Here is a 15,010-nt window from a genome sequence, read left to right on the forward strand (position 1 = left end):
CGCGAATCGCGCTGTGAACGAGATTTTGCATGCTACAAATTTGCTACGGCAAGGGGCGGAAGCCTTGCTGGACAAGCCTTGCGCTTATCATTCCATCCCCTGAACTACGGGGAGAGCCATGTCCGCGATATCGCGTGCGGAAGACGCGACCGGGACGGCGATGTGGACAGCGCGCAGAGTATAGCAAACGCGACGCGCATCGGCGGAGGGAATGCGTGCCGATACGCGCCGCGCGCGCCCGGTCGTGTCCGAAAAAGCCGAATCAGAAATCGACGACGACGAAATCTTCCTTGCCCACGTCGCACAGCGGGCAGCGCCAGTCGGCGGGAATGTCGGCGAAACGGGTGCCGGCGGGGATGCCCTCGTCGGGCAGGCCTTCCGCTTCGTTGTAGACCCACCCGCAAATCAGGCAGACCCAGCTCTGGTATTCGGTTACTTCGCTCATGTGGCGCTCGGGATGATGAAAGTCGGTGACGCCGTCCGCGGCGTGGCCGGCGGACGAAAGGCGCAATGGTACCGGAATTTCGCCGAACGCCTCCGCAACGTCGTTTTAAACGTACGCATCGCGAACAACCGCCGTCATCGCGCGGGCCGGGCACGCAGTGTATGCTTCGTGAGCCTTTCAATCTGAAGGAGAAAAACGATGCTCAACAAGAAGAAATGGATCGCGGGTGTGGTTTGTGTCGCGGCGCTGGCCGCGTCGACGCTCGCGCGTGCCGAGGCGCGCGTGTACTTCGCCGAGCCGAAGGATGGCGCGACGGTCTCGAGCCCCGTGCACGTGAAGTTCGGCCTTGAAGGGATGGAACTCAAGCCGGCCGGCGACATGACGCCGGACACGGGCCACCATCACCTGCTGGTCGACGGCAAGCCGGTGCCGAAGGGCGACGTGATCCCCGCCACCGACCATTCGCTGCACTTCGGCAAGGGCCAGACCGAAACCGACCTGAAGCTGCCGCCCGGCCAGCATACGCTGACGCTGCAGCTCGGCGAAGGCGCGCACCGCTCGTACGGTCCCGAGCTGAGCTCGACGATCACGGTCAACGTGAAATAATCGCGCGTTCCGCCTGCGGGCGCCCGGCCGGGAAACTGCGGCCGGATGCCCGCCGCCGGCCCCGCATGACGCCAACGCGCGCGATGCCGGCCCCGTCCGCCGAGCGCGCGCCATCATGCCGCCGCAGCAAAAACGCAGCGCTAACGCAGCGCTTAAGCTGCACAAAATGATTCGCCCTCCGGCCTAGTCCATCCGGCCATCCCGGCGCAGGCGTCCGCCACCGGTACAATGGGCGCTTCCGATTTCTCTCTTCGCCGTCTCCCCATGTCGCTTTATTCCATTACCGGCGCGCAACTCGCGTTCGGTCACGTCGCGTTGCTCGATCACGCGGACTTCTCGCTGGAGGCCGGCGAGCGCGTCGGCCTGATCGGTCGCAACGGCGCGGGCAAGTCGTCGCTGCTGAAGATCGTCGCCGGGCTCGCGAAGCCCGATGACGGGCTGATTACGCGCCAGCAGGAGCTCGTGACCGTCTATGTGCCGCAGGAGCCCGAATTCGAACCCGGCGCGACCGTGTTCGACGCCGTGGCATCGGGGCTCACGCACACGCGCGAAGTGCTCGAAGAATACGATTCGATCGCGCATCGCCTCGCCGAAACACCGGAAGGCGCCGAACACGACGCGCTGCTCGCGCGGATGAACGCGCTGCAGTCGTCGCTCGATGCGCACGACGCATGGAACTGGCGCACGCGCGTGTCGATGACGCTCGCGCAGATCGGCCTGACCGACGGCGACGCGCAGGTCGACGCATTGTCGGGCGGGATGCAGAAGCGCGTCGCGCTGGCGCGCGCGCTGGTGCTGCAGCCCGACGTGCTGCTGCTCGACGAACCGACCAACCACCTCGACTTCGACGGCATCCGCTGGCTGGAAGAACTGCTGGTCGCGCAGCGTGCGGGCCTGTTGTTCATCACGCACGATCGCGCGTTCCTCGACCGCGTCGCGACCCGTATCGTCGAGCTCGATCGCGGCCGGTTGCTGTCGTATCCGGGCAATTTCTCCGCGTACCAGACGCGCAAGGCGCAGCAGCTCGAAGTCGAGCGCGTGGAAAACGAGAAATTCGACAAGCTGCTCGCGCAGGAAGAAGTGTGGATCCGCAAGGGCGTCGAGGCGCGCCGCACGCGCAGCGTCGGCCGCATCGCGCGGCTGGTGCAGATGCGCAACGAGCGCGCGGAGCGCCGCAATTCGCAGGGCAACGTGAAGCTCGACGTCGCGCAGGGCGAGAAGTCGGGCAAGATCGTCGCGGAACTGACGGACGTGACGAAGCGCTACGGCGATCGCACGGTCGTCGACACCTTCTCGACGACCGTGATGCGCGGCGACAAGATCGGCTTCGTCGGCCCGAACGGCGCCGGCAAGACCACGCTGCTCAAGCTGATCCTCGGCGAGCTGAAGCCCGACGCGGGCACGGTGCGCACCGGCACGAACCTGCAGGTCGCATATTTCGACCAGATGCGCGCGCAGCTCGACCAGGAAAAGAGCCTGGCCGACACCATCAGCCCCGGTAGCGAGTGGGTCGAGATCGGCGGCGTGCGCAAGCACGTGATGAGCTATCTGGGCGACTTCCTGTTCGCGCCGGAGCGTGCGCGCTCGCCGGTGAAGTCGCTGTCGGGCGGCGAGCGCAACCGGCTGCTGCTCGCGCGCCTGTTCGCGCGTCCGGCCAACGTGCTGGTGCTCGACGAACCGACCAACGATCTCGACATCCCGACGCTCGAACTGCTCGAAGAGCTGCTGGCCGACTACGACGGCACGGTGCTGCTCGTCAGCCACGATCGCGCGTTCCTCGACAACGTCGTGACGTCGGTGATCGCGGCCGAAGGCGACGGCAAGTGGCGCGAATACGTCGGCGGCTTCACCGACTGGCAGATCCAGAGCGAGCGTTCGCAGCAGCTCGCGCAGCAGGAAGCGGCGAAGCGCGCGGTGAAGGAAGCGGCGCCGGTCAAGGAAGACGCGGCGAAAGGCGCGGCCGGCCGCAACGCGCAGCGCACGGTGAAGCTGTCGTTCAACGAGCAGCGCGAACTCGATGCGCTGCCGGAGAAGATCGCGGCGCTCGAGGAAGAACAGAAGACGATCAACGCGCAACTCGAAGATGGCTCGATCTTCGCGAAGGATCCGCAGGAAGGCACGCGCCTGACCGAGCGGTTCGCGGCGATCGACGACGAGCTCCTCGCCGCGCTCGAGCGGTGGGAGACGCTCGAGGCAAAGCGCAAGCCGGTCTGACGCACCACGCGTGGCGGCCCGGCGCGTCGGAGCGCCGGCCGGCAGCGCCGTGCGACGATCTTGCGGCGGCGCGCCACGCGGAACCAGTAAAATACCGCGCGTCCCGGGTCGCTCGGCGCACGCCGCGCGCCCGCTTTCGGAGCAGTCCAAGCACACCGTTGTTTCGATTCGCTTTTTTACGGAACTCAACGTTTTGTCCACGACGTTATCCACACGAGGTGTGGACAACGTCCCGATGAATGACGAAATTCAGCGCCTATGTCAACGAAGAAGCCCAGCGCGGCCTATAGCGAAGCATCGATCAAGGTGCTCAAGGGCCTCGAGCCGGTCAAGCAGCGGCCCGGCATGTACACCCGTACCGAAAATCCGCTGCACATCATCCAGGAAGTCATCGACAACGCGTCCGACGAGGCGCTCGGCGGCTACGGCAAGCAGATCACGGTCACGCTGCACGCCGACCAGTCGGTGTCGGTCGAGGACGACGGCCGCGGCATCCCGTTCGGGATGCATCCCGAAGAGGGCGTGCCGGTCGTCGAGATCGTGTTCACGCGCCTGCACGCAGGCGGCAAGTTCGACAAGGCCGCCGGCGGCGCGTACACGTTCTCGGGCGGCCTGCACGGTGTCGGCGTGTCGGTGACGAACGCGCTCGCGACGCGTCTCGACGTGACGGTCTGGCGCGACGGCAAGATCGCCGAACTCGGCTTCGCCGACGGCGACGTCGTGAAGCCGCTCGCGACGCAAGGCGCGGGCCGCGGCGAGAAGAAATCCGGCACGCGCGTGCAGGTGTGGCCGAATCCGAAGTACTTCGATTCGCCGAACCTGCCGCTCGGCGAGCTGCAGCGTCTGCTGCGCTCGAAGGCCGTGCTGCTGCCGGGCGTCGAGGTCGTGCTCGTCAACGAGAAGACCGGCGAGCGCCAGGCATGGAAATACGAGGACGGCCTGCGCGGCTACCTGCTCGACGAGATGAACGGCAGCGAGCTGCTGATCCCGCTGTTCGAAGGCGAGCGTTTCGCCGATGCGCGTTCGACTGACGACACATTCGCCGAGGGCGAGGGCGCGTCGTGGGTCGTCGCATGGAGCGAGGAAGGTTCGCTCGTGCGCGAGTCGTACGTGAACCTGATCCCGACGCCGGCCGGCGGCACGCACGAGTCGGGCCTGCGCGACGGCCTCTACCAGGCGGTGAAGAGCTTCGTCGAACTGCACAACCTGCAGCCGAAGGGCGTGAAGCTGCTCGCGGAAGACGTGTTCGCGCGCGTGTCGTTCGTGCTGTCCGCGAAGGTGCTCGATCCGCAGTTCCAGGGGCAGATCAAGGAACGCCTGAACAGCCGCGATGCTGTGAAGCTCGTGTCGTCGTTCTCGCGTCCGGCGCTCGAACTGTGGCTGAACCAGCACGTCGAGCACGGCAAGAAGCTCGCCGAACTCGTGATCAAGCAGGCACAGGCGCGCACGCGCGCGGGCCAGAAGGTCGAGAAGCGCAAGAGCTCGGGCGTCGCGGTGCTGCCGGGCAAGCTGACCGATTGCGAGACGGAAGACATCGCGCGCAACGAACTGTTCCTCGTCGAGGGCGACTCGGCGGGCGGTTCGGCGAAGATGGGCCGCGACAAGGAGTACCAGGCGATCCTGCCGCTGCGCGGCAAGGTGCTGAATACGTGGGAAACCGAGCGCGATCGCCTGTTCGCGAACAACGAGGTGCACGACATCTCGGTCGCGATCGGCGTCGATCCGCACAGCCCGGACGACACCGTCGACCTGTCGAACCTGCGCTACGGCAAGATCTGCATCCTGTCGGACGCGGACGTCGACGGCTCGCACATCCAGGTGCTGTTGCTCACGCTGTTCTTCAAGCATTTCCCGCAGCTGATCGAGCGCGGTCACGTGCACGTCGCGCGGCCGCCGCTGTTCCGCGTCGATGCGCCGGCGCGCGGCAAGAAGCCCGCGCAGAAACTCTATGCGCTCGACGACGGCGAACTCGAGGCGACCCTCGACAAGCTGCGCAAGGACGGCGTGCGCGAAACGCAGTGGAGCATCAGCCGCTTCAAGGGTCTCGGCGAAATGAGCGCGGAGCAGCTGTGGGACACGACGATGAATCCCGACACGCGCCGCCTGATGCCGGTGAAGCTCGGCGAGCTCGACTACGAGGCGACGGTTGCGCGCATGACGATGCTGATGGGCAAGGGCGAGGCAGCCGCGCGACGCGGCTGGCTCGAGGAAAAGGGCAACGACGTCGAAGCGGACATCTAAACCCGCGCGGCCGGGCATGACGCCCGGCCCGGCCTCACGCCACTTACGAATACGGAATTCAGATGGACGACAATACTTCCGATCTCTTCGCCGGGTCCGACGCACCGGAAGCCGATGCGCTGACGCTCGGCAACTACGCGGAGCAGGCGTACCTCAGCTACGCGGTCAGCGTCGTGAAGAGCCGCGCGCTGCCCGACGTGTGCGACGGCCAGAAGCCGGTGCAGCGCCGGATCCTGTTCGCGATGAACGAAATGGGCCTCGGCCCCGACGCGAAGCCGGTGAAGTCGGCGCGCGTGGTCGGCGACGTGCTCGGTAAATATCACCCGCACGGCGACCAGTCGGCGTACGACGCGCTCGTGCGTCTCGCGCAGGATTTCTCGCTGCGCTATCCGCTGATCGACGGGCAGGGCAACTTCGGCTCGCGCGACGGCGACGGCGCGGCGGCGATGCGCTACACCGAAGCGCGGCTCACGCCGATCTCGAAGCTGCTGCTCGACGAGATCGACCAGGGCACGGTCGACTTCATGCCGAACTACGACGGCTCGTTCGAGGAGCCGAAGACGCTGCCGAGCCGCATGCCGTTCGTGCTGCTGAACGGCGCGTCGGGCATCGCGGTCGGCCTGGCCACCGAAATCCCGTCGCACAACCTGCGTGAAGTCGCGGCGGCGGCGGTCGCGTTGATCCGCAATCCGAAGCTTTCGCACGCGGAGCTGATGAACCTGATTCCCGGCCCGGATTTCCCGGGCGGCGGCCAGATCATCTCGAGCGACACCGAGATCGCGGCGGCCTATGAAACCGGCCGCGGCAGCCTGAAGGTGCGCGCGCGCTGGAAGATCGAGGATCTCGCGCGCGGCCAGTGGCAACTCGTCGTCACCGAGCTGCCGCCGAACACGTCGGGCCAGAAGGTGCTCGAGGAAATCGAGGAACTGACCAACCCGAAGCTCAAGCTCGGCAAGAAGACGCTCACGCCCGAGCAGCTCAACACCAAGAAGGCGATGCTCGACCTGCTCGACGCGGTGCGCGACGAGTCGGGCAAGGAAGCGGCGGTGCGGCTCGTGTTCGAGCCGAAGTCGCGCACGATCGACCAGACGGAATTCGTGAACACGCTGCTCGCGTACACGAGCCTCGAATCGAACGCGACGCTGAACCTCGTGATGATCGGCGCCGACGGCCGGCCGGGCCAGAAGGGGCTGCTGACGATCCTCGACGAGTGGGTGAAGTTCCGCCAGCTGACGATGACGCGCCGCTGCCGCCATCGTCTCGCGAAGGTCGACGACCGCATCCACATCCTCGAAGGGCGGATGATCGTCTTCCTGAACATCGACGAGGTGATCCGCATCATCCGCGAGTCGGACGAGCCGAAGGCCGCGCTGATGAGCGCGTTCGGCCTCTCCGACCGCCAGGCGGAAGACATCCTCGAAATCCGCCTGCGTCAGCTCGCGCGGCTCGAGAAGATCAAGATCGAGAAGGAACTCGAGGCGCTGCGCGACGAGAAGGCGAAGCTCGAGGAACTGCTCGCGAACGAAAGCGCGATGAAGCGGCTGATGATCAAGGAGATCGAGGCCGACGCGAAGCAGTACGGCGACGATCGCCGCACGCTGATCCAGCAGGAAAAGCGCGCGACGTTCGAGGCGAAGGTCGTCGACGAGCCGGTGACGGTCGTCGTGTCGCAGAAGGGCTGGGTGCGTGCGCTGAAGGGCCACGGGCTCGACCCGGCCGGCTTCACGTTCAAGGCCGGCGATCACCTGTACGCGGCGTTCCAGTGCCGCACGCCCGATCGCCTGATCGCATGGGGCAGCAGCGGCCGCGTGTACTCGGTCGACGTGTCGGTGCTGCCGGGCGGGCGCGGCGACGGCGTGCCGGTCACGTCGCTGATCGAGCTCGAATCGGGCTCGCATCTGATGCACTACTACGCGGCGCCGGCCGATCAGCAACTGCTGCTCGCGTCGAGCAACGGCTTCGGCTTCCTCGCGAAGGTCGGCGACATGGTGAGCCGCGTGAAGGCCGGCAAGTCGTTCATGACGATCGATGCAGGCGCGGTGCCGCTCGCGCCGATGCCGGTACTGCCGAACGCGACGCAGGTCGCGTGTCTGTCGAGCGGCGGCCGTCTGCTGGTGTTCGGGATGGACGAGATGAAGACGCTGTCGGGCGGCGGCCGCGGCGTGATCCTGATGGCGCTCGACGACAAGGAAACGCTCGTGCAGGCGCTCGCGATCGACCCGGCCGGTGTCGTGCTGATCGGCACCGGGCGCGGCGGCAAGGCGCAGGACGAGACGCTGTCGTACGCGGGGCTCGCGCCGCACGTCGGCAAGCGCGCACGCAAGGGCCGCGCGCCGGAAACGAAGCTCAAGGTCGTCAACGAGCTGCGTCCGCTGCTCGGCTGACGCCGCATCCGGTCGCCGGCTCGACCGGCATCGAAGGCCGCACCTCCGCTTCGGCGGGCGTGCGGCCTGTTTGTTTTGGGGCGACGCATGCAGGAAAGCGAGCGTGGCGCCGTCACGCGGAACTTGCAAATATTGTGAAATACCGCCGGGGGTCTGAACCGACCGGCGGTCCGCCGGTCGAACGTCGCTCGAGACCGCGCGTGACGCGGCTGTTCGTTGCACTCAACTCATAACAGGATTGCCGCCATGTCCCACGCTGTTGCCGTCGCGCTGTTTCTTCATCTGCTGGCCGTCGCCGTGTGGGTGGGCGGGATGGTCTTCGCGCACTTCTGCCTGCGCCCGGCGCTGTCCGACCTGACGCCACAGCTGCGGCTGCCGCTGATCGAGGGCGTGTTCGGCCGCTTCTTCAACTGGGTGTCGGGCTCGGTGATCGTGATCCTGCTGTCCGGCGGTTTCCTGCTCACGGCCTTCGGCGGCGCGCACGCGACGTGGACGCTGCATGCGATGGCGGGGCTCGGCGTCGTGATGATGCTGATCTTCGGCCATATCCGCTTCGCGCTGTTCCCGCGCATCCGCCGCGCGGTGCAGGCGCAGAACTGGCCGGACGGTGCGCGCGCGGTGAACACGGTGCGCCTGCTGGTCGTCGTCAACCTCGTGCTCGGCGTCGTGACGATCGGCGCGGCCGTGCTGTCGCGCGGCTTCTGATCGCCTCGCCGGCCTCTGATTTCGCGGCGCCGTTCGGCGCTCGCCGCCGGTGCGGTGCCGCGCGCCGCTACGCGGCCAGCATCGCGTCGAGCAGCCACGCGCCGGCCGGGCCGAGCGGCCGGTTGCGCGACCACACGGCATCGACCCGCACGCGGCGCGGCCAGCCGCGCGCGCGCAGTTCGCACAGCCGATCGCGCGCGAAGTGCTCGACCATCCAGCGCGGCAGCTCGGCCCAGCCGAACCCCAGCACCGCCATCTCCAGCAGCATCAGGTAGCTCGGCGCGAGCCAGCGCTGCGTGCCGACGACGATCCGGTCGGCAGCGCCGCGATCCTCCGGTTTCACATACGTATTGAGGCGCAGCTCGCGCGCGTCGCGCAGCGCCGCATGCGGCACGTCGGCGTCGCCATAGGCCGCCAGCGCGTGCGTGCGCCCGACGAACAGGCCGATCTCCGACTCTTCCGCCACCGTCGCCGCGCCGATATCGGGCGGATAGACCGCGCGCGCGGCCATCAGCCCGAGCTGTGCGCGACCCTGCTGGATCAGGTCGAGTACGTCCTCGTGCTCGGCAATCTGGCATTCGAGCTCGAGCGCCGGAAAGCGCCGCTCGAGCGCCATCAAGGTTTCCTCGTAACGCTTCGACTGGTACGTGTCGGACACGACGAGCGTCAGCCGCGCTTCCTCGCCCTGCGCGAGCCGCGCGGCGGTGCGGTCGATTGCCGCGCCGGCCTCCAGCGCGCGCTGCACCTGCGGGAGCAGCGCGCGGCCGGCATCGGTCAGCGTCGGCGCGCGCGTCGAGCGGTCGAACAGCTGCACGCCGAGATCGATCTCGAGGTTCGCGATCGCTTCGGACACCGTCGACTGGCGCTTGCCGAGCTTGCGGGCGGCGGCCGTGAACGAGCCGAGCAGCGCGGCTTCGGCGAAGGCGAGCAGGGCTTCGGGGGCGTGGCGCATGCGGCGAACCTCAGGGTTTTATATCGGTAAAACCGATGATATCAAACTGGATTCGCGCGGTTTCGCCGATCAAAATGCCCGGCATGGATTGTACGAACACATCGGAGGGAACCATGAAACAGATCAACAAAACGGTGACGGAACGTCTCGTTCATGCGCTGACGTTCGAGCTGGTGGCGATCGCGCTGTGCGCGCCGATCGGTGCGTGGCTGCTCGACATGCCGGTGTCGCACGTCGGCGTGCTGACGGTGATGGTGTCGCTGATCGCGATGGCCTGGAACATGACGTTCAACACGCTGTTCGACCGCTTCGAGCGGCGGGCGGGCCTCACGCGCACGCTCGGCATGCGGATCGCGCATGCGGTCCTGTTCGAGCTCGGCCTCGTCGCGATGGTGGTGCCGGTCGCCGCGTGGTGGCTGAACGTGAGCCTCGTCGAGGCGCTGCTGCTCGACCTCGGCATCGTGCTGTTCTTCCTGCCCTACACGTTCTGCTTCAACCTCGCGTACGACGCGCTGCGCGCACGCTGGGCCGCACGCCGCGTCGCGGTACCGGCGGGCTGAGCCGCAAGCGTCCGGCGGCGGGGGCGGCGACCGGGGCCAGCCGTCAGTGGGCGACGGCCCACAGCCACACGCCGCATGCGATCGCGACCGCACCGTAGACGGCATACACGGGCACCTTGAAGCGCGTGAAGCACAGCGTCGCGAAGGCGCCCGTGAGCCAATAGACGGGATCGGCCGGTTCGCGATGCAGGATCTTCACGACGGCGACGACGAGAAAGCCCGTCGTCGCCGCGCGCAGCAGGCGCATCCCGTGCTCGAAGCGCGAATGGCGCTTGAGCCGGAACAGATGGTTCTGCGCGAACACGACGAGACATCCCGACGGAATGAACAGCGCGGCGGTCGCGAGCAGCGCACCGCTCCAGCCGTCGGTCAGGTAGCCGAGAAACGGCACGACGTTCAGCAGCGGGCCGGGCGCCACCGGCGACAGCGCGAAGGCGAGCGTGAAGTCGCGATCGGAGATGCCGGTGGCCGGCGACACGAACAGCGTCTTGAGCACGGGCAGCGCGGAGAAGCCGCCGCCGAACAGCGTCATGCCGGCGCCGGCGAGCCGCGGCCACAGCAGCGTCTCCTGGTAGTCGCCGGGCAGCGGCAGTGCGAATACCGCGACGAGTACGGCCAGCAGCACGAGCAGGTTGCGGTCGCGTTTCGACAGCGTGACGTCGACCGTGGCGTGTTGCGGCGGCCCGGTGAGCCAGCCAGCTGCAAACGCCGCGAAAAGAATCCCGACGAAAGCGGCCGGACTATGCGCGAAAGCGAGCAGAATCGTCGACAGCGCGGCGATCACCTGTTCGAGCCGCGTGCGCGCGAGCGCGCGCCACTGCTTGACCCACGTGACGCCGATCAGCGCGGCAAGCACCATCCCGAAGTGATTGATCAGCACCGGCGCGGCCAGCGAGCGCACGACCGGCGTGCGGTAGAAGATCGCAAACAGCGTCATCAGCACGGAGAACGGAAGGACGCTCGCGATGCCGGCGACCCACGCGCCTGCGCGGCCGTGCAGCGTCTGGCCGACCTGCACGGCGACATTACAGCCGACGGGGCCTGGCACGAGCCATGCAAGGGCGACGAAATCGGCGAACACGTGCGGCTCGATGCGCTGCCACCGCTCGACGTAGTGGCGTTCGAGCTGCGCCATCATCGAAAGCCCGCCCCACGACAGCGCGGAAATGCCGGCGACGACCTTGAACAAGGCCCACAGGGATGCCTGTGCCTGTTCGACACGTTCGGCCGCTTCGACTTCGACGGTGGTCATGATGGTGTTGCGGTTGGCGCCGGGCCTGGTCTCGCGCATAGGGACGTGCCGGCGGCCCGCCGACACGATGGCCCTCCCGATTGTCCGCCGCGAGTCATGACACTGCCATGCGCGAAAACGCTAGTAAATGAACTAAACAACCGCATCGGAAGCCGAAATGATCGATGTGCCGCGCAACATGGGCCGTGCGGGTTGCAGGTTGCGGGTTCAGGCGCCGGTGCTGCCGGTCGCGCGGTGCGCGAGGACGTTCGGCCGGTTGCCGCGCACGCCGAAGCGCGCGATCAGCGCGGGGATCGCGTCGGCCGGCACGGGGCGCGAGAACAGGAAGCCCTGCGCCTCGATCTCGCCGAGCGCGGACAGCCATGCGATCTGCTCCTCGGTTTCGGTGCCTTCGACGACGACCGTCAGGCCGAGCGAGCGCGCGAGATGCACGATCGACGACACCATCACGCACACGCTGCGATCGTTCGGGATCGCCTGCACGAACGAGCGGTCGACCTTCAACGTATCGACGGAGAAGCGGTGCAGGTACGACAGCGACGAGTAGCCGGTGCCGAAGTCGTCGAGCGCGATCCGGATGCCGAGCTTCTTCAGCGCGACGATCTTCTCGGACACGAGCTCCGGATATTCCATCATCGCGGTCTCGGTGATCTCGAGCTCGAGCCGGTTCGCGTCGATGCCGGTGTCCTGCAGCGCCTGCGAAATCGTCTCGATCAGGTCGCCGCGCCAGAACTGTACCGGCGAGATGTTGACCGCGAGCGTCAGCGTGTCGTGGCCGTCGTCGCGCCAGCGCGCGATCTGTTCGCACGCGGTTCGGATCACGAAGTCGCCGATCGGCACGATCAGGCCCGTCGATTCGGCGATCGAAATGAATTCGTTCGCGGAGATGACCCCGTGCTCGGGGTGATCCCAACGCGCGAGCGCCTCGAAGCCGGTGATCGTGCGGTGCGTCAGGTCGATCTTCGGCTGGTACGCGAGGAACAGCTGCCCGTCGGCGAGCGCGACGCGCAGTTGCTGTTCCCAGCGCATCAGGTGATCCGCGCGATGCGACAGGTGCGGCGCGTAGAACTGGTAGCAGTTCTTGCCCGCATCCTTCGCGCTGTACATCGCGAGGTCGGCCTTCTTCAGCAGGTCGATTTCGCTTTCGTTCGCGACGGTGTGCAGCGCGATGCCGATGCTCGCATGCAGCACGAACGAACTGCCGCGCACGTCGAACGGCTCGCCGAACATCCGGATGATCGCTTCCGCGAGCCGCACCGCGCGCCGTTCGACGTCGTCGCCCTTCATCACGACGACGAACTCGTCGCCGCCGATCCGTGCGAGCGAGCCTTCGTCGCCGACGGCATCCGACAGGCGCGACGCGGTCATCTGCAGCACGATGTCGCCGGCGTTGTGGCCGAGCGTGTCGTTGACGGTCTTGAAGTTGTCGAGGTCGATGAACAGCAGGCCGAGCCGCGACAGGCTGGCCGGCATCGACACGTCGTTGCGCAGCCCGCGCAGGGTCGCGTAGCGGTTCGCGAGGCCGGTGAGCAGGTCGTATTCGGCGAGCTGGGTCATCTCGCGCTCGCGGCCGAGCAGCTTGCCGATCAGCCCCGTCGCGACGCCGAAGAACGCGAGCATCGCGAGCGTGATGAAGCTCGTCATCAGCAGGTAGACGTTGCGCGTATGGTAGTAGTCCGCGTATTCCTCGGTCTGCGACAGCCCGACCATCACGGCGAGCGGGTAGCCGTCGAGGTGGCGGTACGACACGATGCGCGTGACGCCGTCGATCGGGTCGATGATCGTGCCCGTGACGCGCTCGGCGATCGGGTAGACGCCCGATGCGGAGAACGCCCCCGGTGCGTTGTTGAGCGAGCCGGTGCGCCGCGCGAGCACGGCACCCGTATCCGACACGACGGAGATCACGCCTTCCTTGCCGATCGCCGCGTTGTTGTAGAAGTCGTTCGTGAAGTAGCTCGGGTCTTCCGACACCACGACGATGCCGGCGAAGCTGCCGTCCGGGTTGTTCAGGCGCCGCGTCATCTGCAGCGTCCAGTGGCTCGACACGCGGCCGAGCACGGGCTTGCTGATGTACAGGCGATCGTCGTTGTGCGCGAGGTGGACCTTGAAGTGCTCGCGGTCGGACAGGTTGATCGGTTTCGGGTGGAGTTCGGCCGTGTTCGCGAACAGGATGCCCTTCGCGTTGACGAGCGAAACCTGGATCAGCGTGTCGCTCGGCACGACGCCTTTTTCGACCGTGCTCGCGAGGTTGAAGCGCGCGGGCGATTTCTCGAATTCGAACTTGACGAAGCGGGTGATCTGGTCGACCTGGTGGATCGCCTTGACCGTGTGCTGTTCGAGCGCGGACGACAGGATCGCCGCGGAAGCCGCCGCTTCCTTGTACGCGCTGTCCTTTTCGACCGACAGCCGCGCGATGATCACGGCCCACAGCAGCGCGAGCGCGAGCATCCCGAGCAGCGGGATCGCGAACAGCGCGCGCCGGCGCGACTTGCGTGGCGCGCGTAGCGGCCGGTTCGGCGGCGGGTGGTTTGACCGGGCGGAGCTCATCGAAGAGGGCGGCGTCCTGCTCGCGTGCGCCATCCCGCGTCGGGATGGCCGGCTATGGTTGGGGTCGCACCGGCGTCTGTTCGTACGCGGGATGCGCAACCATGGACAGACCCGCCGAAGCGACGGATTAGGCCCGATATTACTGGCTGGAACGTTTTTGCGATAGCCGGGGGAATCGTAGGGCGCCGGCCGGGCCGGCGCCATCGCACATCGCGAAATGTTACACGGGGGACCGGAAGGTGCCGTCGACGACCGTGACGACGTGGCCGCCGATCCACGTGGTGCCGTCTTCGGCATAGCTGACGAAGATGCGGCCGTCGCGGCCGATCGCCGTGCCCTGGCGGGCCGTATACGACTGGCCGGGGCGGCGTCCCTGCCGCGTCAGCAGCCCGGCCAGCGCGGCGTTTGCGCTGCCGGTGACCGGGTCCTCGCCGAAGCCGAAGTCGCCGCCCGTCATCAGGCAGCGGATTTCGAAGGTCGCGGGACCGCCTTCGGCATGCGGCGCGTAGACCGCGAGGCCGTCCGTGCCGTAGCGGCGCGTGAGCGCCTCCAGCGCGGCCGGATCGGGCGCCAGCCCGATGCACGCGTCGGCCGACTTCAGCCGCACGACCAGCCACGGCGCGCCATTGTCGATCGCGCACGGCTCGGCTTCCAGGTCGATCGCGTCGCTGCGCAACGCGGCCACCAGTGCCGGGTAGTCCGAACGGTCGAGCGGCGTGAACCGTGCCGGCGGCGCGGCAAATGCCCAGCCATCGGCCTGTTCGCGCAGTTCGACCAGGCCGACCCCGCATTGCTGGACCAGCCGGCCCGGCGTGCGCGGCCGCGCGCCGCTTTCCAGGAACGCATGCGCGGTGCCGAGCGTCGGGTGGCCGGCGAACGGCAGCTCGCCCGCCGTCGTGAAGATCCGCACGCGGTAGTCGGCGCCCGGATCGGTCGGCGTGCAGACGAACGTGGTTTCCGACAGGTTCGTCCAGCGGGCGATCGCGAGCATGGCGTCGTCGCCGAGCGAGTCGGCGTCGAACACCACGGCGAGCGGGTTGCCCTTGAACAGCACCGACGTGAACACGTCGACCTGCTTGAAGCGGACGAGACGACCGGTCACCT

General features: G+C 67.3%; 11 protein-coding genes. 6 read left to right on the plus strand and 5 right to left on the minus strand.

Translation table 11 applies throughout. The features are described 5' to 3' along the window. Positions 1-262: 262 nt before the first annotated feature. A complete protein-coding gene (locus tag DIE12_RS13915; RefSeq protein WP_006478164.1) occupies positions 263-445 on the minus strand; it encodes a rubredoxin in 183 nt (60 codons plus the stop codon). Positions 446-643: 198 nt separating this feature from the next. Between DIE12_RS13915 and DIE12_RS13920 the strand changes: the two genes are divergently transcribed. From DIE12_RS13920 to DIE12_RS13945, 5 genes are all read left to right on the plus strand, one after another. Then, on the plus strand, positions 644-1,051 hold the full coding sequence (locus DIE12_RS13920) for a DUF4399 domain-containing protein (RefSeq protein ID WP_124487169.1): 408 nt from the start codon (positions 644-646) through the stop codon (positions 1,049-1,051). 228 nt (positions 1,052-1,279) lie between these two features. Continuing rightward, positions 1,280-3,265: an ATP-binding cassette domain-containing protein gene (locus tag DIE12_RS13930; protein ID WP_185500430.1), complete on the plus strand. Its 1,986-nt coding sequence runs from the start codon at positions 1,280-1,282 to the stop codon at positions 3,263-3,265. Between the two features lie 258 nt (positions 3,266-3,523). Further along, the gene (locus DIE12_RS13935; RefSeq protein ID WP_124487170.1) at positions 3,524-5,506 is read left to right on the plus strand and encodes a DNA topoisomerase IV subunit B; all 1,983 of its coding nucleotides are present in this window, start codon (positions 3,524-3,526) and stop codon (positions 5,504-5,506) included. A 62-nt stretch (positions 5,507-5,568) separates the two neighbouring features. Next, positions 5,569-7,890: a DNA topoisomerase IV subunit A gene (gene parC / locus DIE12_RS13940; protein WP_044846423.1), complete on the plus strand. Its 2,322-nt coding sequence runs from the start codon at positions 5,569-5,571 to the stop codon at positions 7,888-7,890. Between the two features lie 246 nt (positions 7,891-8,136). Next, positions 8,137-8,595, plus strand: a complete 459-nt coding sequence (locus DIE12_RS13945) for a CopD family protein (RefSeq protein WP_044846424.1) — start codon at positions 8,137-8,139, stop codon at positions 8,593-8,595. Positions 8,596-8,662: 67 nt separating this feature from the next. Here DIE12_RS13945 and DIE12_RS13950 read toward each other — a convergent pair whose 3' ends face one another. Further along, positions 8,663-9,547, minus strand: coding sequence for a LysR family transcriptional regulator (locus tag DIE12_RS13950; protein ID WP_124521587.1), 885 nt, complete (start codon positions 9,545-9,547; stop codon positions 8,663-8,665). A gap of 113 nt (positions 9,548-9,660) precedes the next feature. Here DIE12_RS13950 and DIE12_RS13955 point away from each other — a divergent pair, with 113 nt between their 5' ends. Beyond that, positions 9,661-10,107 carry a multidrug/biocide efflux PACE transporter gene (locus tag DIE12_RS13955; RefSeq protein ID WP_124521589.1) on the plus strand — a complete coding sequence of 149 codons (447 nt, stop codon included), beginning with the start codon at positions 9,661-9,663 and terminating at the stop codon, positions 10,105-10,107. Between the two features lie 43 nt (positions 10,108-10,150). Here the strand turns inward: DIE12_RS13955 and DIE12_RS13960 are convergent, their stop codons facing one another. The 3 genes from DIE12_RS13960 to DIE12_RS13970 form a co-directional block, all read right to left on the minus strand. After that, complete coding sequence (locus DIE12_RS13960; RefSeq protein WP_124487173.1) at positions 10,151-11,359, minus strand: chromate transporter; 1,209 nt, start codon at positions 11,357-11,359, stop codon at positions 10,151-10,153. A gap of 207 nt (positions 11,360-11,566) precedes the next feature. Next, positions 11,567-13,906, minus strand: coding sequence for an EAL domain-containing protein (locus DIE12_RS13965; protein ID WP_124487174.1), 2,340 nt, complete (start codon positions 13,904-13,906; stop codon positions 11,567-11,569). Positions 13,907-14,126: 220 nt separating this feature from the next. After that, positions 14,127-15,008, minus strand: coding sequence for a PhzF family phenazine biosynthesis protein (locus tag DIE12_RS13970; protein WP_124487175.1), 882 nt, complete (start codon positions 15,006-15,008; stop codon positions 14,127-14,129). Between the last annotated feature and the right edge of the window lie 2 nt (positions 15,009-15,010).

Origin of the sequence: Burkholderia sp. Bp9015 (assembly GCF_003853505.1) — a bacterium.
In the GTDB taxonomy this organism is placed as follows: domain Bacteria; phylum Pseudomonadota; class Gammaproteobacteria; order Burkholderiales; family Burkholderiaceae; genus Burkholderia.